27 protein-coding genes are annotated in these 20,582 nt (G+C 43.9%); 18 read left to right on the top strand and 9 right to left on the bottom strand.

Features of this window, described 5'->3' with window-relative positions:
- Positions 1-61: 61 nt before the first annotated feature.
- On the bottom strand, positions 62-562 hold the full coding sequence (locus tag FS666_RS11705) for a phosphatidylglycerophosphatase A family protein (protein WP_144461485.1): 501 nt from the start codon (positions 560-562) through the stop codon (positions 62-64).
- 150 nt (positions 563-712) lie between these two features.
- On the opposite strand from FS666_RS11705, the gene yutH reads away from it, so the two are divergent.
- On the top strand, positions 713-1,705 hold the full coding sequence (yutH, locus tag FS666_RS11710) for a spore coat putative kinase YutH (protein WP_144461487.1): 993 nt from the start codon (positions 713-715) through the stop codon (positions 1,703-1,705).
- Positions 1,706-1,743: 38 nt separating this feature from the next.
- Here the strand turns inward: yutH and FS666_RS11715 are convergent, their stop codons facing one another.
- Together FS666_RS11715 and FS666_RS11720 are read right to left on the bottom strand one after the other, a co-directional pair.
- The gene (locus FS666_RS11715) at positions 1,744-1,980 is read right to left on the bottom strand and encodes a NifU family protein (protein WP_120074890.1); all 237 of its coding nucleotides are present in this window, start codon (positions 1,978-1,980) and stop codon (positions 1,744-1,746) included.
- A gap of 58 nt (positions 1,981-2,038) precedes the next feature.
- On the bottom strand, positions 2,039-2,617 hold the full coding sequence (locus FS666_RS11720; RefSeq protein ID WP_144461489.1) for a Uma2 family endonuclease: 579 nt from the start codon (positions 2,615-2,617) through the stop codon (positions 2,039-2,041).
- A 133-nt stretch (positions 2,618-2,750) separates the two neighbouring features.
- On the opposite strand from FS666_RS11720, the gene FS666_RS11725 reads away from it, so the two are divergent.
- Positions 2,751-3,074: a YuzD family protein gene (locus FS666_RS11725; protein ID WP_120074886.1), complete on the top strand. Its 324-nt coding sequence runs from the start codon at positions 2,751-2,753 to the stop codon at positions 3,072-3,074.
- A 41-nt stretch (positions 3,075-3,115) separates the two neighbouring features.
- Here the strand turns inward: FS666_RS11725 and FS666_RS11730 are convergent, their stop codons facing one another.
- Entirely contained in the window at positions 3,116-4,183 is a 1,068-nt protein-coding gene (locus FS666_RS11730) for an NAD(P)/FAD-dependent oxidoreductase (RefSeq protein WP_144461491.1), read from the bottom strand.
- A gap of 223 nt (positions 4,184-4,406) precedes the next feature.
- Here FS666_RS11730 and FS666_RS11735 point away from each other — a divergent pair, with 223 nt between their 5' ends.
- Positions 4,407-4,643, top strand: coding sequence for a YuzB family protein (locus FS666_RS11735; RefSeq protein ID WP_120074881.1), 237 nt, complete (start codon positions 4,407-4,409; stop codon positions 4,641-4,643).
- A gap of 84 nt (positions 4,644-4,727) precedes the next feature.
- Complete coding sequence (locus FS666_RS11740) at positions 4,728-5,090, top strand: HesB/IscA family protein (RefSeq protein WP_144461493.1); 363 nt, start codon at positions 4,728-4,730, stop codon at positions 5,088-5,090.
- Between the two features lie 52 nt (positions 5,091-5,142).
- Here the strand turns inward: FS666_RS11740 and FS666_RS11745 are convergent, their stop codons facing one another.
- Positions 5,143-6,141, bottom strand: a complete 999-nt coding sequence (locus FS666_RS11745) for an NAD(P)/FAD-dependent oxidoreductase (protein WP_120074877.1) — start codon at positions 6,139-6,141, stop codon at positions 5,143-5,145.
- A gap of 353 nt (positions 6,142-6,494) precedes the next feature.
- Here FS666_RS11745 and FS666_RS11750 point away from each other — a divergent pair, with 353 nt between their 5' ends.
- The 4 genes from FS666_RS11750 (at position 6,495) to FS666_RS11765 (ending at position 10,360) form a co-directional block, all read left to right on the top strand.
- Positions 6,495-7,712 carry an NAD(P)/FAD-dependent oxidoreductase gene (locus FS666_RS11750; RefSeq protein ID WP_144461495.1) on the top strand — a complete coding sequence of 406 codons (1,218 nt, stop codon included), beginning with the start codon at positions 6,495-6,497 and terminating at the stop codon, positions 7,710-7,712.
- A gap of 106 nt (positions 7,713-7,818) precedes the next feature.
- Positions 7,819-8,307 carry an NUDIX domain-containing protein gene (locus FS666_RS11755; protein ID WP_144461497.1) on the top strand — a complete coding sequence of 163 codons (489 nt, stop codon included), beginning with the start codon at positions 7,819-7,821 and terminating at the stop codon, positions 8,305-8,307.
- A gap of 443 nt (positions 8,308-8,750) precedes the next feature.
- On the top strand, positions 8,751-9,074 hold the full coding sequence (locus FS666_RS11760; protein ID WP_144461499.1) for a YuiB family protein: 324 nt from the start codon (positions 8,751-8,753) through the stop codon (positions 9,072-9,074).
- 677 nt (positions 9,075-9,751) lie between these two features.
- Positions 9,752-10,360, top strand: coding sequence for a stationary phase survival protein SpsC (locus tag FS666_RS11765; RefSeq protein ID WP_144461501.1), 609 nt, complete (start codon positions 9,752-9,754; stop codon positions 10,358-10,360).
- Positions 10,361-10,400: 40 nt separating this feature from the next.
- On the opposite strand, the gene FS666_RS11770 is transcribed toward FS666_RS11765, so the two are convergent.
- Positions 10,401-10,880: a divergent PAP2 family protein gene (locus FS666_RS11770; protein ID WP_144461503.1), complete on the bottom strand. Its 480-nt coding sequence runs from the start codon at positions 10,878-10,880 to the stop codon at positions 10,401-10,403.
- Between the two features lie 180 nt (positions 10,881-11,060).
- Here FS666_RS11770 and FS666_RS11775 point away from each other — a divergent pair, with 180 nt between their 5' ends.
- The 5 genes from FS666_RS11775 to FS666_RS11795 all read left to right on the top strand — a co-directional run bounded on the left by FS666_RS11775 (position 11,061) and on the right by FS666_RS11795 (position 15,433).
- On the top strand, positions 11,061-12,563 hold the full coding sequence (locus tag FS666_RS11775) for a leucyl aminopeptidase (RefSeq protein ID WP_144461505.1): 1,503 nt from the start codon (positions 11,061-11,063) through the stop codon (positions 12,561-12,563).
- Between the two features lie 109 nt (positions 12,564-12,672).
- On the top strand, positions 12,673-12,909 hold the full coding sequence (locus FS666_RS11780; protein WP_144461507.1) for a hypothetical protein: 237 nt from the start codon (positions 12,673-12,675) through the stop codon (positions 12,907-12,909).
- Between the two features lie 143 nt (positions 12,910-13,052).
- Positions 13,053-13,445, top strand: a complete 393-nt coding sequence (locus tag FS666_RS11785) for a hotdog fold thioesterase (RefSeq protein ID WP_144461509.1) — start codon at positions 13,053-13,055, stop codon at positions 13,443-13,445.
- A 97-nt stretch (positions 13,446-13,542) separates the two neighbouring features.
- Complete coding sequence (locus tag FS666_RS11790) at positions 13,543-13,905, top strand: DUF2188 domain-containing protein (RefSeq protein WP_144461511.1); 363 nt, start codon at positions 13,543-13,545, stop codon at positions 13,903-13,905.
- A 112-nt stretch (positions 13,906-14,017) separates the two neighbouring features.
- Positions 14,018-15,433 carry an amidase gene (locus FS666_RS11795; RefSeq protein ID WP_144461513.1) on the top strand — a complete coding sequence of 472 codons (1,416 nt, stop codon included), beginning with the start codon at positions 14,018-14,020 and terminating at the stop codon, positions 15,431-15,433.
- A 47-nt stretch (positions 15,434-15,480) separates the two neighbouring features.
- On the opposite strand, the gene FS666_RS11800 is transcribed toward FS666_RS11795, so the two are convergent.
- Positions 15,481-16,689 (bottom strand): MFS transporter, encoded by a 1,209-nt coding sequence (locus FS666_RS11800; RefSeq protein ID WP_144461515.1) that lies wholly within the window; start codon positions 16,687-16,689, stop codon positions 15,481-15,483.
- A 130-nt stretch (positions 16,690-16,819) separates the two neighbouring features.
- Positions 16,820-17,230: a kinase-associated lipoprotein KapB gene (gene kapB / locus FS666_RS11805; RefSeq protein ID WP_144461517.1), complete on the bottom strand. Its 411-nt coding sequence runs from the start codon at positions 17,228-17,230 to the stop codon at positions 16,820-16,822.
- Between the two features lie 210 nt (positions 17,231-17,440).
- Here kapB and FS666_RS11810 point away from each other — a divergent pair, with 210 nt between their 5' ends.
- The 4 genes from FS666_RS11810 (at position 17,441) to FS666_RS11825 (ending at position 19,398) form a co-directional block, all read left to right on the top strand.
- Positions 17,441-18,046 (top strand): peptidylprolyl isomerase, encoded by a 606-nt coding sequence (locus FS666_RS11810; RefSeq protein ID WP_280524796.1) that lies wholly within the window; start codon positions 17,441-17,443, stop codon positions 18,044-18,046.
- Between the two features lie 206 nt (positions 18,047-18,252).
- Positions 18,253-18,528, top strand: coding sequence for an AbrB/MazE/SpoVT family DNA-binding domain-containing protein (locus tag FS666_RS11815; protein WP_144461521.1), 276 nt, complete (start codon positions 18,253-18,255; stop codon positions 18,526-18,528).
- Positions 18,529-18,954, top strand: coding sequence for a type II toxin-antitoxin system VapC family toxin (locus FS666_RS11820; RefSeq protein ID WP_144461523.1), 426 nt, complete (start codon positions 18,529-18,531; stop codon positions 18,952-18,954).
- 216 nt (positions 18,955-19,170) lie between these two features.
- Complete coding sequence (locus tag FS666_RS11825; protein WP_186306548.1) at positions 19,171-19,398, top strand: hypothetical protein; 228 nt, start codon at positions 19,171-19,173, stop codon at positions 19,396-19,398.
- A gap of 19 nt (positions 19,399-19,417) precedes the next feature.
- Here FS666_RS11825 and FS666_RS11830 read toward each other — a convergent pair whose 3' ends face one another.
- Positions 19,418-19,828 carry a hypothetical protein gene (locus FS666_RS11830; RefSeq protein ID WP_144461525.1) on the bottom strand — a complete coding sequence of 137 codons (411 nt, stop codon included), beginning with the start codon at positions 19,826-19,828 and terminating at the stop codon, positions 19,418-19,420.
- A 165-nt stretch (positions 19,829-19,993) separates the two neighbouring features.
- Here FS666_RS11830 and FS666_RS11835 point away from each other — a divergent pair, with 165 nt between their 5' ends.
- Entirely contained in the window at positions 19,994-20,524 is a 531-nt protein-coding gene (locus FS666_RS11835) for a superoxide dismutase family protein (RefSeq protein WP_144461527.1), read from the top strand.
- The last annotated feature ends 58 nt before the right edge of the window (positions 20,525-20,582 follow it).

Raw genomic sequence — 20,582 nt, forward strand, 5'->3', positions numbered from 1 at the left:
TTATCTCATTGCGGAGTGCTCCAGTTTGTACGTCGCTAAACGGGCGCTTGCGCTTTTCTTACTATTCCTCGCCTTTAGCGCTATGGGCTAGCCTGCTGGAAGCCGCTGCCGCGATGGCGCCGACTATGTCATCGAGAAAAGTATTGACCTCACCTGTTGAATGATCATTCAAATGTTCCAAAATGCCGGGTTTCTGCTTGTCAATATAACCATAATTGGTAAATCCGATGGATCCGTAAACATTGACTATAGAGAAGGCTAAAATTTCATCAACTCCGTACAAGCTTTCATCTGTGCCGATGATCGTTTGAAGCGGTTCATCCAGCTTTCCCTGTTCCGCCAGCATATCAAGCTGGATGCCGGTCAATATGGCGTTTTGTACTTCCCTTTTACGAAGCACGCCCTCAATGTTAATTATGCAATCCTCCGTTGTAAGATCGGGATGGTATTTTTTTTGCAAATACATTACTAGTTCCGCGATATCTTCGATAGTAACGCCGCGCTCATTCAATAAGCGTCGTGCAGTTTCTTCCAGTTTTGTCATTTTTCTTTCTCCACTCATTTCTTCTCACCCTTTATGTCGTGAAGTTCTGTTTAGATTCATTTTTTCCTCCCCAACAGTTTCCATGTAAAAAAACAAACCTTCAGCAAATTAACTGATCTCGCTCATATACTTGTATAGGGGAAAAAGTGATAAGAGAGGGATGTTTTTATGCCTATGGATATTTTGGAGAAGTATTATAACATCAAAGCAGATCAATCGATCCAGATTGGACGGCAGACACGCTATGTTTCAAACGGTTTGCTGTATACAATTGTTTCCGTGACACATGTGGAACAGGAAGTTCTAATAGAATTATATGAAATGTCAGAGCACATGGCAAAGCATTCCGATAAAAAAGTATCAAGATTCGTGGCCGGAAAGGATGGAAAGTATTTAGTCACACACGAAAATGAGGACTATGTCGTCCTTCAAAATCAATTTCACACAGTAAACCGGAATCGAAAGACCGGCCGCCAACTGGCAAGATTCCATAATAGAGGAAAGAGGCTGCAGGCACCCATTAAAAGTTTGAACAGGGCAGGTGAATGGAAGGATTATTGGGCCGCGAGGCTTGATCAAATGGAGAAAGTATGGTCCGGGTTGATCCATGAACCGCCGAGGGAGGAATTTGATAAGCTGTTCATTGAATCTTTTCCGTATTATATGGGGCTGTGCGAGAACGCCATCCAATATGTGACAGATACAGAACTGGACGAGCAGCTTCATCGTTTTGATTATGGAACCATTTGCCATGAACGTTTTCACGATGAGCTGTGGAAGGATGAACATAACATTAGAAACCCTTTCGACTGGGTTCTCGATCACCCGTCAAGGGACATTTCAGAATGGATCAGAGATCGTTATTTTAAGAGCAGCCGGACACTCCGCCCGGACATGGCAAAATTTTTATATGAGTATCAATCGCTTTCACCGATATCACCGTTCGGCTGGAGGCTTGTCTATGCAAGATTATTGTTTCCACTTCATTATTTTGTCTGTGTGGAAGAATACTACAACACAAATTCACATTCCGCAAAAAAACGGCTGGAAGAAACGCTTGTCAGATATTTGAGGGATACGCAGGATTATGAAAGGTTTCTCCGTTCTTTTTATGCGATGGCCGGAGTGAAAAAAATCCTTCCGGCAGTTGAATGGCTTTAAGAACAATAAAAAACGATCCGGAAAATCCGAATCGCAAATTAAAATACCTGTTCTACTTCAAGGACGCCTGGCACTTCTTCAACTAATGCCCGCTCTATACCGGCTTTCAATGTAATCGTAGAGCTTGGGCATGTACCGCAAGCACCCAAAAGGCGAAGTTTGACAATACCTTCATCTACATCTACGAGTTCGCAGTCACCGCCGTCACGAAGGAGAAAAGGCCGTAATTTATCGAGTACTTCTTGAACTTGGCTGTACATGGTTTGTTCAGACATTCAGATCTACTCCCTTCCTAATACCCATTATAATCAGAAACGAAAAAAAAATCTATGGCTATGTTTGGGTATGCAATATTTGGTGAAGGTCAAGTTTAAGGTCTGGGAAAATATGAACAGAGATGGTGTCCTCTTTCGTAAATACACCGTGGAATTCAAAAATTCCATTGTTTAAAAGGTGGATTTCTATGGAATTGTTCATTGGATCAACAAGCCAATACTCTTTTACTCCCGCTTTTTCATATAGCCGAAATTTAATCCAGCGGTCCATCTTGACAGATGAAGGAGAGAGAACTTCTATGATCATGTCCGGTGCCCCATTACAGCCTTTATCATCAAGCTTTTCCTGGTCGCAAACAATCGACAAATCCGGCTGAACAACATGATCTATTTCATCAGCCTGTTTGTTTTCGGTGAATAATCGTACATCGAAAGGTGCAAAAAAGGCATTACATTTCTTGTCTCGTAAAAAGACAGAAAAGGCGGTAAATAACTCTCCGAGTACCTGTTGGTGTCTACGAGAAGGAGCAGGAGACATATTGAAAATTTTTCCGTCAATCAGCTCCAGCCTTGCACCTTCATCCCATGTTAGATAATCGGCATACGTGTATCTCTCTTTTTCATTTGGAATGGCCATTTAATCATCCCCTTCACCTTAACTTACTTATTATATTACCAAACCATACTGATCAATACCATGCGACATGCGGTTAATATCGTTTGGAATTTTCTATAAAAGCGGTACAATGAAGAAAAGGAGAGTGGAAGGGATGAAAAAGGAAGCTGAAATACTTGTATATGGGGCCGAACAGATTTGCGCAAGCTGCGTTAACCTGCCTTCTTCAAAGGAAACATATGAATGGCTGGAAGCAGCTATTTCGCGAAAATTTCCGGATCAGCCGTTTAAAATAAGATATATCGATATTTTTAATCCGCCTGAAGAAAAAGTAGTTAAAGAATTTGCAGAGCGGGTAATCGAAGAAGATTTATTTTACCCTGTTGTCACGATGGATGATGAAATCATCGGAGAGGGAAACCCTCGGTTAAAAGATGTGTACAGGAAGATGGAAGAATACGGATATCATGCGGAATAAATAATGCCGGAATCAGGGAAAATCTGATTCCGGCAGTTTTATTAGCCGTTATGATATTTGTACATCCACAGGATTCCCGATTTTAAAATACGGGCAATACGTCCGGTGATGGCACGCTCAGCCATCAGCCCAAATCCCTGCTTTTTACCAAGAGAGCCAAGTACGCCTTTCAGCTTGATGGTAGGCAATTCCGCTGGAAGCTCTTGCCCGCTCCAGCGTTTTTGAAGGACATGGACAATTTGGTCAGCCTGTCCTTCAGCAAGCTGAGCACTAGGTGCATAAGGGAGGCTTGCGCAGTCCCCAACGACATAAACATGCTCATCGACTGGAATGTTATGATATTTCGTTAATACGACTCTGCCCTGCTTATCCTTTTCAACATCCAATTCACGTACAATCCGGTTTGGCTGGATGCCGGCAGTCCAAACGATCACATCGGTATGAACCGGCTCATCATGATTATAAAGCATGCGGTCTTCGACTTTCGTAATGTTTGCTCCATTGATGACTTCAACGCCATTTGTCTGGAACCAGCTTTGTACATAGCGGCTGACTCTTTCCGGAAATGCAGAAAGGATAATCTTTCCACGGTCAAATAATTTGATGACCAAATCCTCACGGCTTTCCCTGAGCTCACTTGCAAGCTCCACCCCGCTCAAGCCCCCGCCTACAATGCTGACAACGGAATTAGCCGGCAGATTGTTCAATGTTTGATATGTTTTACGGGCCTTTTCTATATTTTGAATACTATGTGTATATTCCTTGGCTCCAGGAATATTATGATATTTATCCTCGCACCCAAGACCGATAATAAGATCATCATATGGGACAGGTTCACCTTCGTCCAGGTGGACGAGTTTTTTCTCAAGGTCGATGCCCGTTATTTCACCATATTTCAAGTCAAGGCGCTGATGTTCCGGAAAAGGAACCCGAACTTCCTGATCCGAAACTGTACCGGCAGCAAGTGCATAGTATTCTGTCTTAAGACAATGGTATGGCACTCTGTCAATCAATGTGATGGATATGTCCTCCGGTAAGTTATTTGGAAGCAAACGGTGCAGCACCCGCATATTCCCATATCCTCCGCCCAGAAGTACTAACTTTTTCATGCAAATAATCTCCTTTTGCTGTCTATTTATCCTATAAAAGAAAAACGAAACGAATCTGTATCAGTTTTATGAGTTCTATATCCAACGTAAAGTATAGCGGAATCTACATTGATATACAACAGGATTAGTGTGTCTCGGTCTGTAGAATCGGTCTGAAACGGCCATTCAAATTGACTAACCCAAGCGAAAAGAGTAGGATAAATACGGTAATGAGGTGAAGCAAATGAATCCTATTATTGAATTTTGCATCAGCAACCTGGGCATGGGCGGTTACGAAGCATTGCAAAAGCTCGAGGAAGATCCCGATTTGGACATTGTGGAATATGGCTGCCTGGACCATTGCGATTTATGCGCAGAAACTTTGTACGCACTTGTCAACGGGGAAGTTGTGACGGGTGAGAGCGCTGATGATCTGGTGAAAAACATTTACCAATATATAGAGGATAATCCGATGTTTTAATGAGACCGATTGGTTGAGAATAGACCATTTCGGGTTTATAATAATAGGAAGGACTCCATTTCTTGCATAAGGGGGTGCAGATTCATGAGTGATCTTATTGAATTGACTGAAGCTGCTGCAATGCAGATCAAAAAAATGATCAAGGAAAATGGAGAAGAAGGAGCCTATTTCCGTTTTTCTATTAATGGCGGCGGGTGCAGCGGTTTATCATACGGCATGAGTCTTGACCATGAACGATCTAAAGAAGATACATTCTTTGAACAGCACGGAATAGGTGTTGTCATTGACGAAGAGACTGCGCCGATTGTCGCCGGTACCGTCATCGATTTTAAACAATCCCTTATGGGCGGCGGCTTTACGATAGATAATCCTAATGCACTTGTATCTTGCGGGTGCGGCTCATCTTTCCGTACCGCAAAAGTGGCGGGATCGCCGGAAGAATGCTAGATTTTAAAGGCCTGAACAACTATTGCTGTTCAGGCCTTTATTATAAGCTTTTTTACTTATCGAAAAGGGAAGTGCTATGCATCGGCTGAAGTCTTGCTTTTGGATCGATGTATGCTTTCGCGTTGCTGACAGCTGTCGGCGCTTCGCCGAACCCGGTGGCGATCAGTTTTACTTTTCCATCATACGTTGTGATATCTCCTGCAGCATAGATGCCCGGAATATTAGTTTCCATTTTGGAGTTGACGACAATGGAGTTTTTTTCGATTTCAATGCCCCAATCCTTGATCGGTCCGAGTGAGGAAACGAATCCGTAGTTACAGATGAGAGCGTCCAACTCGATTTCCTCTACCGCATCTCCTCTGACTTCCTGGATGATAAGCTTATTGATGGATTCTCCATCGCAGATCATATCTGAAGCAGCAAAAGGCGTTTTGATTTCGACTGAAGATTCCTTCAATTGATTAACACTGCTTTCATGGGCGCGGAATTTATCCCTGCGGTGGACAAGCGTCACCTTTTCGGCAATCGGTTCAAGCATCAATGCCCAGTCAACGGCGGAATCTCCTCCGCCTAAAATGACAACTCTTTGCCCTTCGAACTTTTTCATGTCATCCACGAAATAATGAAGATTTTTTCCTTCATATTGTTCAGCTTTTTCCAATTCCAGTTTTCTTGGCTGGAAGGCACCGATCCCACCAGTAATAATAATGGATTTGGAGTAATGGATCTCCTGGTCCGTTGTCAATTTGAAAGTTCCGTCTTCCAGCTTTTCAACATTTTGGACGGATTGCCCAAGGCAAATGGTTTGGGAGAACAGCTTTAGCTGCTCTTTTAAGTTGTTGACAAGATCAAGTGCTTTGATCTTTGGAAAGCCGGCCACATCGTATATATATTTCTCCGGATACAGGGCTGCCAATTGACCGCCAAGCTGGGGAAGACTTTCTATTATTTTAACCGATGAATTTCTCATCCCAGCGTAGAAGGCGGTGAACATCCCGGCAGGACCTGCCCCGATGATGGTCATATCAAAAACTTGCTGATCTTCTTTCAAAGAAAATCCCTCCTAAGTTCATAAACAACTTCATTTTTGTCTCTAACACCTTCCTATTGTGCCACACAATGCTTAATTTTGTCATATAAAACGCCCATGCCTGGGGAAAAAAGACGCTTCAAACAGTGCCCAGCCTTAAATATTCAGAATTGTTATTCTTCCTTGAAACCGCTTGAAAAAAGAGTATAAAAGCCATATGATGTATTGAGACATATATCAATTTTTTATGACATTTTTTTTGCAAATGTACGTGAAGTGCATCACATTTATTTATATATATTATTATTATTTCAAATATGCATTTCAGCCGTACGAATGTTTAATAATAAGACGAAAAGGTGGAAGTGATTAGATTGAGAAAGCCAAAGATAGTAGTATTAGGCGCTGGTTACGGCGGATTAATGACAGTGACACGTCTTCAAAAACAACTCGGAAGCAACGATGCCGACATTGTTTTAGTAAATAAAAACGATTACCATTATGAAACAACATGGTTGCATGAAGCTTCTGCCGGTACATTGTCTCCTGACCAGGTCCGTTATGATATTGCAAATGTTATCGATAGAAGCAAGGTTGATTTCGTTAAAGACACAGCTTTGAAAGTTGATACGGAAGCCAAAAAAGTTCAACTTGAAAAAGGGGACGACCTTTCTTATGACTATCTGGTAATCGCTTTAGGCGGAGCTCCGGAAACATTTGGAATCAAAGGCCTTGATAAGTATGCATTTTCTATCACAAACGTCAATACAGCCAGACAGATCCGCGAGCATATTGAATATCAATTCGCGACTTATAAAGTAGATCAAAAACCTGAGCGTTTGACAATTGTTGTCGGCGGGGCCGGTTTTACAGGAATTGAATTCTTGGGAGAACTGGGCAACCGCATTCCTGAACTTTGCAAGGAATATGACATTGAAAAAGATATGGTAAAAGTGATTTGTGTGGAAGCTGCTCCTACAGCTCTTCCTGGTTTTGATCCTGAACTTGTTGAATATGCGACGGCATTGCTTGAAAGAAAAAATGTAGAATTCCGAATCGGCACAGCCATCAAGGAAGCTACTCCAGAAGGAATCGTAGTTGCCAAAGGAGAAGACGATACAGAAGAAATCAAAGCTGGAACAGTGGTTTGGGCAGCCGGGGTGCGCGGCAACCCGATCATTGTGGAATCAGGGATTGAAAATATGCGCGGCAGGGTAAAAGTTGAACCGGATCTTCGTGCACCTGGTTTATCCGATGTATTCGTCATTGGCGACTGCTCACTCGTCATCAACGAAGAAATCAACCGGCCATATCCGCCAACTGCTCAAATTGCGATGCAGCAAGGGGAATTGGTGGCAAGCAACTTGGCAAAACTTGTTAATGGAAAAACAAACCTTGACAGCTTTAATTTTGATAACAAAGGAACTGTTTGTTCCCTTGGCGATGACGATGCCATAGGCGTTGTCTTCGGAAAGAAATTGACAGGTACGAAAGCTTCCTTTATGAAAAAAATGATTGACAACCGTGCCCTTTACATGATTGGCGGTATTCCACTGACAGTGAAAAAAGGGAAATTCAATTTGCTTAAGTAATGAATGATGAAGGCAGAATCTAAATGGATTCTGCCTTTTTTAGGAAAATTAGAGGAATAAATTGGCATTATTGCCGTAAATAGCTTTTTTCTAGAAAGTGTGGGGAATGAGGATGAGCCAAGACCGGGGAAAGGTTTGGCTGGCGGTCTGCGGTGTAGTGACAGATCAGGCTGGACGTTGGCTCGTCGTGAAAAAGAAGTACGGCGGCGCCAAAGGAAAATGGACTTTGCCTGCAGGTTTTGTGGAACCTGGTGAAACATTGGATGAAGCGGTTGAAAGGGAAGTGCTTGAAGAAACTGGGATCATTTGCACAGTGGATGGCCTGCTGGGTGTAAGGACGGGGGTATTGCAATCCTCTATAAGCGATAATATGGTGATATTTGCCTGTAAACCAAAAAATACAACGATCCTCGTTCAGGAAAAGGAACTCGAAGAAGCCTGCTGGATGGCAACTCAAAGTTTGCTTGAAGACAAACATACCTCTGTTATGATCACGGAGCTGATAAAAGGAGGGTACGGGTCTCTTCAAAAAGAAGTGAATGCCATCAATCCGGGCAGTCAGTTTGGGTATACAGCGTATAAATTATTTCTTTGAAAAAATAGGGGAGCAGTAGGTACGACGGGCGCTTCCGTTTTTCGTGTGTCCAGCTTCAGCGCCTAGCCCCTCGAAGTCATAAGCCAATTCCCTGTGGTGGCTGAAGAACTGCCTCCTCGGGAATCGTCTTATGCTTGTCGGGGCTAATCAAGGCGCTTCCGCTTTTCTATTTGTCTAGCTCCAGACGGCAGGGGTTCGAAGTCGCTTCAGTCAATCCAATGAAGTCAAAGGACGACTTCACTGGATTGTCCTCCGACGGACAGGACGTCCTAGTGCCACGTAGCCACAGGATGTGGCGCTTTGAGGCGGCCAGCGCTTGTCGCCCCTAAGCGGCCGTCTTCCGCTTTTCTATTTGTCATGAATTCGTCCGAGTCTTCGCATTGACGCTCTGTCAGCCATTCAGTAAACTTGGTATGAAAGTGAAATCAAGGGGGAACACAGCCATGCAGATGCCACTTCCAGTCCTGCTTATATCTATACTATTATTTTTTGTCCTATTTTTCGGCATTGGATTTTTACTTAATATGCTGCTAAGAATGACATGGATTATGGCGTTCATCTATCCGATTGTTGCCATATTGATTGTGGATAAAGTGAGATTTACTGACTACATCACATCTCCGTCAGCTTCTTTTTCAAGCCTGGGAACAAGTATTTCCAATCTTGGCGCAGCCGATCTGATCATTTTGGTTAGCGGCTTGGCGGGAGCAATCGCAGCAGGATTCACCATGCGGGTTTTGCGGAAAAAAGGATATCGAATGTTTTAACCGAAGAAAAACGCCCAGGAAGCTGATCCTAGGCGTTTTTTGGTGTAATCGGGCAGGAATCACACCCAGTGACCGGGATTAACGAAAAAGCCATTGCCCGGTCACTGGAGACGCCGTCCAGTGACCGGGATCAACGAAAAAGCCATTGCGCGGTCACTGGAGACGCCGTCCAGTGACCGTGTTCAACGAAAAAGCCATTGCGTGGTCACTGGAGACACCGTCCAGTGACCGGGATCAACGAAAAAGCCATTGCGCGGTCACTGGAGACACCGTCCAGTGACCGTGTTCAACGAAAAAGCTATTGCGTGGTCACTGGAGACACCATCCGGTGACCGTGTTTAACGAAAAAGCTATTGCGCAGTCACTGGAGACACTGCCGCAGTCAGGATTCCTTCCCGAAGAAGCAAAAAATCCGTAAACTCGGTAAGGAATCATTGGTAAGCAGGAGATAAACTGTAAATTCGGCAATCTAATGATTCCTTGTCGTAAAAGTGCATCGGACAATCAATTTCAACTATCCTTCTGGTGACCAAACCTTAATTGTATCCCCTGAAAATGAATCCCGATCATTTATCTCACTTATATAATATGAATAAACCTTCTCAAAACAGGGGAATAATACCCTTGAGAGGAGTGAATGAATGTTTACGCGTTACCTATATGCCAGGAGAATATTGATGCTGTTTTTGTTTACAGCAGCATTAGGGGCAACATTTGAATCGTTGTCGGGCATGGATTTAAGGACGACTGCTCAGATGCTATTTTCAGATTCAAAAAAGTTGAAGGATGAGCCAGTGTCCGAACCGGCAATACAAGCGGGGAAAGGTGCAGTGCAAGATACCCCGCCATTGGAGGAGGCGTTCGATTGGTCTCAATATCCGGCAAAAAAGGTTATTGCAACTGGTTATACAGCAGGGGAGGAATCTACTGGAAAAAGGCCTGGACATCCGTCTTACGGCATTACATATTCAGGAGTTAAAGTGAAAAGAGACTTATATTCAACGGTAGCGGCGGACCCCGAGGTATTTCCGATCGGCACTATTTTATTTATTCCGGGATATGGATATGGTGTCGTAGCCGATACAGGTTCAGCGATCAAAGGCAATAAAATTGACCTTTATTACGAGACTGTTGACGAGGTATATAAAAACTGGGGCAAACGAACGCTGGACGTGCATATCATTAAAATGGGATCCGGAAAGGTAACGGAAGAAGAGTTGACTGCTCTGAATGAAGACGAGGCAATGCAGGTGTTCAGGCAGTCTTATTTAAAAAACGCAGATTAGATAGAGGCTGACGGATACAAAGTCCGCAGCCTTTTTCTTTTTAAAGGTTGAAAAAATAATGAAGAATAAGTGCAAGTCCGATCCCGGTCAATCCCCCAAAAAACACTTCAACCGGTTTATGTCCAAGCAGTTCTTTTAATTCGTCCCTTTTCTCATGTTCGGGTTTATCAGGCCAATCCTTTGCTTCTTCTATAAATCGCTGGAAGTCGGAAGTGAGCTGATTTAAAACAATCGCATGTTCACCAGCCTGTCTTCGAACTCCTGTCGCATCGAACATGACGATAATGGCAAAAACAGCAGATACAGCAAACAAAGGTGACCCAAGCCCTTCCTGAAGGGCAACTCCCGTTGAAAGAGCAGTAACAGCGGCGGAGTGGGAACTGGGCATCCCGCCTGTTGATGTCAGCAGGGACCAATCCCATTTTTTCGTAACGACGAAATGGAGGGGGACTTTCACAAACTGGGCAAAGAAAATCGCAGTGAGAGCAAACCAAAGAGGGAAGTTCAAAAACAGGTCCATCAATTTACATCCTTTCTTGTTGTTGAGGCGTTCCGTATATGCCGCGTCTGCACCGATAAGCAGACACTTACAGCCATTCTTGTTCTATATTACCACATCAGCCGAAAAAGGAATCCCTTTTTGGAAAACTCGAAACCTCCGGATGTTTCCTTTATAATTTTAAAAAAGGGAGGGATTTGCATGTTTCATATTTCAAATGGAAATCCATATGAAAGTGAGCAGGAATGCATGCTTGTCGGTCTGCTGGATCAGCCCGAAAAATTTTCCGGAAAGTTGCAACGGCTTGATGAAGCATTTGGCGGAAAATTGACTGAGCTTGTGAAAACAGGTGATATTTCCGCCAAATATAAATCAGTCGCTGTCATACATAGTTTGGGAAACACACCCGTCAAACGATTCATTTTTATCGGGCTGGGAAGAAAAAAGAAGCTGACAGTTGCACGCCTGCGTGAAGCGGCCGGAAAAGCTTCCAAAAAATTAAAAGATTTACGGGTGGAGTCGTTTTCCATCGCCTTGGATACATTCATTACAGGGGAAATTACTGCTGAAAAAGCCGCATGGACCGTGAGTGAAGCATTTACCATGGCATCATATGAATTCCCGGGTTACAAACAAAAGTCAAATGAGCCTAAGGTCATCATAGATACAATAACTGTTTTTACAAATGAAGATAAAAAGACCATCGATTCCGCTGTGAAGACAGGGTGGATATTCGGTACCGGGGTAAACCGTGCAAGAACGCTGGTAAACACGCCAAGCAACCTGCTGCGTCCCTCCGATTTGGCTGCATACGCTGCTGAATTGGCAGATGAATATGGATTTGAAATAGAACTTTTGGACAAAGAGGACATCGAAAAGCTTGGGATGGGCGCATTCCTTGCAGTGAATCGGGGATCCGGAGAACCGCCCTATATGATTGTATTAAAATATCAGGGTAAAGAAGAATGGACGGACGTCCTGGGGTTGGTCGGAAAAGGAATCACCTTTGATACGGGCGGCTATTCCATCAAGTCGAAGAATGGAATAGTCGGGATGAAAACAGATATGGGCGGGGCGGCTTCCGTACTGGGTGCAATGGAAATCATTGGCCGTCTGAGGCCTGAGCGGAATGTTGTGGCAGTGATTCCGGCGACTGATAATGTAATCAGCGAAAAAGCATTCAAGCCGGACGATGTAATCACATCAATGAACGGGAAAACAATTGAAGTGTTAAATACAGATGCAGAGGGGCGCCTCGTCCTGGCGGATGCGGTCACTTATGCGAAAATGCATGGTGCCGGCCGCCTGGTGGATGTGGCTACTTTAACAGGCGGAGTCATCATTGCCCTTGGCCTTGATAAAACGGGAGCGATCACGAATGATGAGGAATTTTATCAGGAAGTGAAAGAGGCTTCCAAAAAGGCTGGAGAATTTATCTGGCCATTGCCTTATACAAAAAAAGATAAGGAAAGGGTGCGTTCCAGCAAGATTGCCGATCTGAATAACTCGCCCGGCCGGGAAGGGCATGCCATCATGGGCGGAGCATTTATCGGGGAATTTGTGGAAAATACCCCATGGGTCCATTTGGATATCGCAGGAACCGCAACAACCGACAAGGGATACGATCTCGGGCCTTCCGGCGCTACAGGAGTGATGGTACGGACACTCGCTCTGCTTGCAATAGGGGAAAATAAGCAGGAATAATAGAAGGAACGGGCTTGTTTTTGTGGAATTTGCCCATGCCATCTGTGCGTTTGCCGCATACACAGGTATAGAGGGCTTTCGAGCTCTTATATAAAGGAGGCTACCTGTAATGATGTACTATCGAAATCTGGAACCCTATGCCGGAAACCGCTTTTTCTTCGGCGCTCCCTTACTAGGCGGTTTTATCGGCGGTTTAATAGGCGGCGGTATCGGAGCCGGCATTGGGAGCGCAATATTCAGGCCGCGTCCGTTTTATCCCTATGGCCCGTTTCCCTACGGCGGGGTCCCTGGCTATGGCGTACCTTACGGATATGGAGTGCCTTACGGATCCCCATATGGCTATTGAATGCACAACTGGCGATTGATAGGTATAAAATATATTGTTAAGAAAAGTTTGTGCAAAAAGCTGCCCATCGGCCGAAAAGCCGGAGGGCTTTCTTCTTTAAAAACCGGAACAAAGTGGAAAATACATTAGGTGGAGGATTACATATGAAATTCAAGGGATTGCATCAATCATTGGGAATAGAGCTCGTCGAAATCGGAGATGGAAAGGTTACGGCAACGATGCCTGTAGATGAACGCACAAGGCAGCCTTACGGTTATTTGCATGGCGGGGCATCGGTTGCATTGGCGGAAACGGCTGCCAGCATTGGGACTGCAGCTTTGATCGATTTGGAAAAAGAGGTTTGCTTCGGCCTGGAGATCAATGCCAATCACGTCCGCCCCAAAAGGGAAGGAGTGGTAACGGCAACAGCGGAGGCTGTGCACCGCGGAAAAACCACCATGGTCTGGGATATTCGGATTAAGGACGAAGAAGACCGCCTGATTTGCATATCGAGATGTACGGTGGCTATCGTAGCTAAAAAGAATGGAAGTGACTAAACTCAAACATTAACTTCCGTTTCGAGGGTTCAGCTCCTTTTGTTTGAAATGCATGGTTCCGGGAAAACAATGGACAAAGTAAAAGGAGGTCATGAACATGCCTTGGTCAAAAAACGATTATCCGGACTCGATGAAAAACCTTCCCGACGATGTCCGGGATAAAGCGATTGAAATTGCCAACGCACTCCTCGAGGATAAATACAGCGAAGGAAGAGCAATATCCATCGGAATTGCCCAAGCCCGAAAATACATTGAAGGAGATGACGACCGGCCGGAATATCATGCGGAGCCTGATGGGGAGGACTGGATCTTAAAAAAGAAGGATGGCAAAAAAGCTATAATGAGAGAAGATACGAAAAAAGATCTTTTGGACAAAGCCAAAGAATATGTTAATGACCATGACGGGACGCTGGTTATCCATAAGACGGATGGTTCCGTTTCTGACCGGTTATATGATTAACGTTGCAAGTCTCCCATTTTATAATGGGCGGCTTTTTTTCCGCCACCCTGGCAATAAACCAATCACTTGATATAATTTAAATATATATTTCGTTTGAAGGGTGGAGGTATTGGTGAGGAAGCCGGAGCAAGGAATGTCCGATACATACGAAGAAGATTTTATAAAATGGGATTTGGCAACACTTTCCAAGGAGATTCGGAATAAACAGCTGTCACCTGTTGAGGTGACACGCCAACTGCTGAAAAAGATTGAAGAAGAGGATGGGAAGTTCAACTCTTTTATCACTGTTACGGCTGAAGAAGCGATGGAGCAGGCAAAAAAAGCGGAACGCGAGATTAAAGATGGAGAATTAAGAGGGCCGCTGCATGGAATCCCTATTGCACTAAAAGATAATGTCTATACTGAGGGAATCAAAACAACAATGGGATCCGCTATTTTCAAGGAATATATCCCCGGCCATGATGCGACGGTGACCCAAAAGCTCAAAGAAGCCGGTGCCATTATTTTAGGTAAATTGAATATGCACGAAGTGGCTTATGGGACATCGGGAGACCGTTCGTTTGCAGGGCCTGTTAAAAACCCTCACGACACGAATAAAATTACAGGAGGCTCCAGCAGCGGTTCCGGAGCTGCGCTGGCTGCTTCGTTTTGTTATGGAGCGCTTGGAACCGATACCGGAGGATCCATCAGGATTCCCGCTTCATTTACAGGGATAGTTGGAATGAAGCCGACATTCGGCAGAGTGAGCAACTTCGGTGTCTTTCCCCTTTGCTGGACACTCGATCATGTGGGGCCGATGACGAAGACTGTCCGTGACAATGCCATTTTAATGAATGTGCTGGCAGGATATGACGAAAACGATCCATATTCAATCGATATACCAACAGAGGATTACACTGCTTCAATTGGAACGGACATAAAGGGTGCGGTGATTGGAATTCCTGCAGGGGATTTCTTCAAAGGAGGAGATCCGGAGGTTGAGAAACATTATCTCCAGGCCGTCAAAAAGCTTGAGGAAGCCGGTGCAGAAATAAAATCGGTTAACCTGCCGGATATGGAGGAAATACTGGCTGCGTTCAGGACAACTTTGACAAGCGAAGCATATACCGTCCATGAAGAACGGTTGCAAAATTTTTCTGATGAGTGGGACGATGAAGTCAGGGCACGTTTATTCACGGCCAAAGATACCCATGCAGCAAAATATATTGCGGCACAGCAAATCAAAAAGCAGGCCATCAAGGATTTTGAGAAAATTTTTAAAGAGGTGGATATCATCGTCACCCCGACTGTCCCTATCCTCCCTGTAAATATCGGTGAGCGGGAAATCGTCTTAAACGGTTCAAAAATTCATAGCAGTCTGGTTCTCAACCGGTTTACCGGCCCGTTCAACCTGACAGGCCTGCCAAGTCTCTCCATGCCATGCGGCTTTTCGGAAGCTGGACTCCCAATCGGGATTCAACTGGTCGGAAAACTTTTCGATGAGGCGAATATTTATCGCTTTGCCTCAGTGCTGGAACAAATTTTATAAAAAAATGATCCCGCCCATATGGGCGGGAAGTCTATTTGCCTCTATCTTTAATATATTTCCCTGATTTTTGCCTGGCTTTGTTTCATGCTCCACCATAACAGCCCGAAGGCCAGCAGAAATAAAAATCCGGTTACGTAAAAAACAGAGGAAATTCCCATATAACCTGAGAAGATACCGCCGATTAGCGGGCCAACGACATTGCCCAGGAAGCGGAAGCTTTGATTATAACCAAGGACTTCTCCCTGGAGCTCAAAAGGGGCTTCGATTCTGATGTAGGCCGTGATGCACGGGAGCATGCCGCCGACTGCCATTCCAAAAAGGAATCTCAAAATGACCAGCTGCCAAAGATCTGTGACAAGGGCCTGCGGAACGATCAGCACAGCAGCCAATACGAGCAGAATCATCAACACCCTGTCATAGCCGATGTCGTCGCCAAGTTTTCCCCATTTCCTCGTTAGAAGCAGGTTGCCGAATCCTGTTGCCGAAAAGGCAAGCCCAGATAAAAAGGCCACGCTATCCGCTTTCGTCAGTTCACTTACATAAAGGGAGAGGAGCGGCTGGATGCTGAACAATCCTGCCTGGACAATGAATGCAATCGCCATGACGCTGACAAGCATCCTTCGCTGTAAAATGAGCTGGATGACAGCTGTTCGGGAAGGCCGCGCTTTCGTATCGTTCCGGCCTGCATGTGATTTTTCAACAATTCCAAAGATGACTACACCGGTTGCCAGAACAATCGACAAGGAAGTGATGATAAATGTATATTGGAAACCGAAAGTATCCGCCATGACACCACCGATGAGAGGACCGAAAAGGGTTCCGGACACAGTCCCCATCTGTAAAGTGCCAAGTGTTTCACCCGCTTCTTTCTTCGGCGTCTGTTTGGCAATGAGTGCAACGGAAGTCGGAATGAAACCTGTGACGATTCCCATAAACAGCCTCAATAAAAAAAGCCCATGAACGTGATGCATGAACCCCATGAAGAAAATGCTTGACGCAATTCCAAGACCGTTGATGATCAAAATTGGCTTGAACCCATATTTATCTCCAATTCGTCCCCAAATGGGAGACATAAAAAAAGCTGTGACAAATGTAACCCCGAAAATGAAACCTGACCAGCGCTGGACATATTCGGCGCTGAAGTCTCCAAATGTACTGATATACAATGAAAGAAACGGCAATACCATCGTCATGCTGGCTGCAATAATAAAATTGCAGATCCACATGATCCATAAATTGCGTTTTTCGATACTGATAATAACACCTTCTCATTGTTATTTGTTTCGTGTATCTAAATATATTATACTCCAATTGTTAAAATATTCAACTTGGATGGCTCTTGACAGGGACTGTCCGAAAGCATGAAAAAAAGCCGAATCCAACGATTCAGCTTTTTGCAATGTTTGGCCACTGGATGCCGTACATCAATTCATATTCCCGAATCAAAACTTTCAAGGCTTCCAGACTGCGTTTGCTGAATGGGTCGTCGGGCTTTGCGGCCAGTTCGTCATGAAGGTTTTGGACCGCGTCCTTCAAACTGTCTTCGTACTTGGGAATATCACCTTTATATGGGCGGACCATGTTGGCAGGAACCTGGATCTGTTCCCTGAATGCATGTGCCTTTCGCTCATGGAAAAAGGGAACTTCCACTTCCCGCGGATGATGAAGGTTTCCTTGCATCGGATGTTTTAAAACAGCCAGCACACGTACAATACAGACATCCTGCCCGGCCTCGGTAATTTCCCCTACGTATGATCCTGTTTTTCTAAAAGCCCTGACAATTTGGCCATTTTCCATATAATGATCACCTCTATGCTATTATTATGGCGGACATATGGTTAAAATGGAAGAATGATGATTTTTCGGCTTGCATGCTGTAAAGTAATCCTTTTGGAGGACTGCAAGGTGAAAAAGTGGAATCTTTTAATCGTTTGTTGGATAATCCTATTTCTGGCGGCTGGATGCGGCCAAAAAGAAAAATCCGAAAAAATAGAAGGAGATGTACATATGTCAGAACAAGTAAAATACCCGCAATTGACTTCAGAAGTTGCGGAAAATGAGAAAGTCGTCCAAATGAATACGAATCTTGGAGCCATCAAAATAAAATTGTTCCCCGAACAAGCGCCCAAAACAGTGGAGAACTTTGTGAAGCACAGTAAAGACGGATATTATAACGGAATTATTTTTCACCGTGTCATCAAGGATTTCATGATTCAGGGCGGCGATCCTACAGGAACGGGAAGAGGCGGCGAAAGCATTTACGGACAGCCTTTTGAAGACGAGTTTTCCATGGATCTTTTTAATCTCCGCGGGGCTCTTTCGATGGCAAATGCCGGACCGGGAACAAACGGCAGCCAATTTTTTATTGTTCAAAACAGCCATATGGACCCCGGAATGAAGGGGCAAATGGAAAGCGCAGGTTTCCCGGAGGAAATCGTCGATGCCTATATGGAACATGGCGGCACACCGCATCTTGATCATCGCCATACTGTTTTCGGACAGGTTATTGAAGGCATGGATGTCGTAGATAAAATTGCCAATGTGGAAACGGGCATGGCAGATAAACCTGTGGATGATGTGGTAATTGAAAGTATCGATATGATTAAAGAATAGTAAGAGAAGCCGCCCATAAGGCGGCTTTTACCTGTCTTAACAGTTAATTTCCATGTGAATTTCCGAATTACCTACTTTTAGTTTGCCTCAAACAATGCCAATCCTTATAAAATTCTTGGTTCACAAGTCTTCTATTTTAAAAAGGAATGTAATGAGGTATAATTAGTAATGAAATACCCAAGGTAAGGAAAAAAGGGGTGTAAGGAATGGAAGAGCGAATACTTAGCACTGTAACTGAAAAGGGGCAAGTTACAATCCCGGCAAAAATTCGTAATAAATATAACATTATCCCCGGGGACAAATTAGTTTATATCACTGATGATGCAGACAATATAAAAATTAAAGTAATTAAGCAAACTTCAATTGAGGATGTTTTTGGAATATTTAAAGTGGACAGTGCCTTACCTTTTGATCAGGAAAGAGAAAAAGCTCTGGAATATATGTCGGATAAACACGCGCTTAAACAAGAGGGAGAGGAATAAATGAGCAGGTCTATGATTGTAGATGCAAATATTCTGTTGCGAATTGCAACGGGACAGCCTGCAGATATGGCCAGTTCGGCAAAACAATTTTTTGTTCAGGCCAATAGGGAAAATACCAAAATAATTGTTCCGACTATGGTTGCTGCTGAATGCTGTTGGGTCTTAAAAGGGGTTTATCAGTTTGATCGCTTCATGATCAGGGACGGGTTAACAAAACTTTTTAGTTTACCTTTTATTGAGTTAGAAGATAAAACGGTTTTACAGGCATTGGATGCTTATGCTGAGAAAAATGTTGATTTTATTGATGCATATATTGCTGGCATATCAAAAGATAGGCCGATTGTAACATGGAATGGAAAGCATTTTAAACGATTATCTTGTGAGTTTTACAGTCCGGAGGAAATTATAAACAGTGAAAATTTTTAAGCAAAAAAGTTGGACATGATTCCTACGTGAATCAAAAGAAAGACTGGACACAGCATTTCATTTCTTTATGTGAACAGAGGAAAGGTTAGTTGTCCTTAGAAAGATTATCAAGAAAGAGGTGCAATGGTAACATTCACATATTTGCCACCTTTCCTCTATTGGAACTTAAGCGCACGTATGGTTATAATGAAAATATATGTTCTCAACGAGAAAGGGATGTTTAACGTGCTGTCCATATTGCAGTCATTTGTATTATACATGCCGTTTTTATATTTTCCGGAAGATAAAACGGAATATATTCCGGCAGCCATTTCAATGGCCATCTTTGGCGCTGCCTGCGTTTTGACTTTCATATTGATCAAAAAAGTATCAAAGAAGCAGGAACTGAAAACGAAAGAAATCGAAGAACGCATCAATCGCGAAAGAAACAGCAAACACGTATAGGCACCTGATGGGTGCTTTTTTATTTGGAATTTTTTCCTCTGTCAGCCAGCACATCCTGGATGATTTCCAAATGAAAGGCGGTCCATGCCTTTTCTTTGAAGTGTTTCAGCACACTCAAGGTTAAAGCAATGAGATAAAGAAAGGCAAAAACTGCCCAAAGCATGCTTCCGTCCTTAAACAGGAACTTTTGAAGTTTGCTTGAAAATAAAAATAACAGCCAAGGAATAGCGGTCACAAAGATTGGAATAATGCCTACGCCTTTTTGCTCTTTGATCATGCGGAAGCGTGCCAACTGAAGTGTACGGCTGTCAAGGGATTCGTAAAAGCTTCTAACTTCTTCCGTTTCTTTGAGCTCTTTTATCGAGTTGATATCCTGTTGTTCTCGTAACTGCAAATATATTTTATGGCCATCACCGCGAAAAGAAAACATCTTTTCCTCCTTTACATATAAAAGGATCTTAAATTTATTATGAACTGAAGGAGAGCTGCGCAAACTCTTTCCCGCAAGAGTTTTTCGGAAAGGGCTTCCTTGGGGAATAAACAATTTTCGCCTTGGTTAAAATGGGGAAGAAACGAAGCCGGGAGGGGATAGGACTTGAGAAACGTTATTGTTATTTTCATTCTCATGTTTATAATGGCGGGCTGTACGAGCGAGCCGCCAAGGAAATTTGACGTGGACATGAAAAATACGGATGGGGATTCCCTTGGGAAAATCACTTTTGAAGAGCAGGCGAAGGGGATCAAGCTTAAAGGAGAATTGAAAGGGCTTCCCCCGGGTGAACTCGCTATGCATATCCATGAAAAGGGAAAATGTAAGCCGCCGGACTTTTCATCCGCCGGCGACCATTTCAATCCGGATAAAAAAGAACACGGCCTGATGAATCAAAAGGGCCCCCATGCCGGGGATCTGCCTAATCTCACTGTGGACGAGGACGGAAAAGCCAAAGTGGATGTTACAGCGAAAGATGTCACATTCAAGGAAAAGAAAACTTCCCTTTACACGAAAGACGGGACTGCTCTTGTCATCCATGAGCAAGCTGATGACGGAACGTCACAGCCTGCGGGAGACTCAGGGAACAGGATTGCCTGCGGTGAAATAACGAAAAACAGAAAGCCGGCGAAATAAAAGAAAAGGATGCTCCGTTGACTTGACAAGCATGAGGCTTCACCAACTGGTTGGAAAG

Source organism: Siminovitchia fortis, assembly GCF_007681465.1.
Lineage (GTDB): Bacteria > Bacillota > Bacilli > Bacillales > Bacillaceae_C > Siminovitchia > Siminovitchia fortis.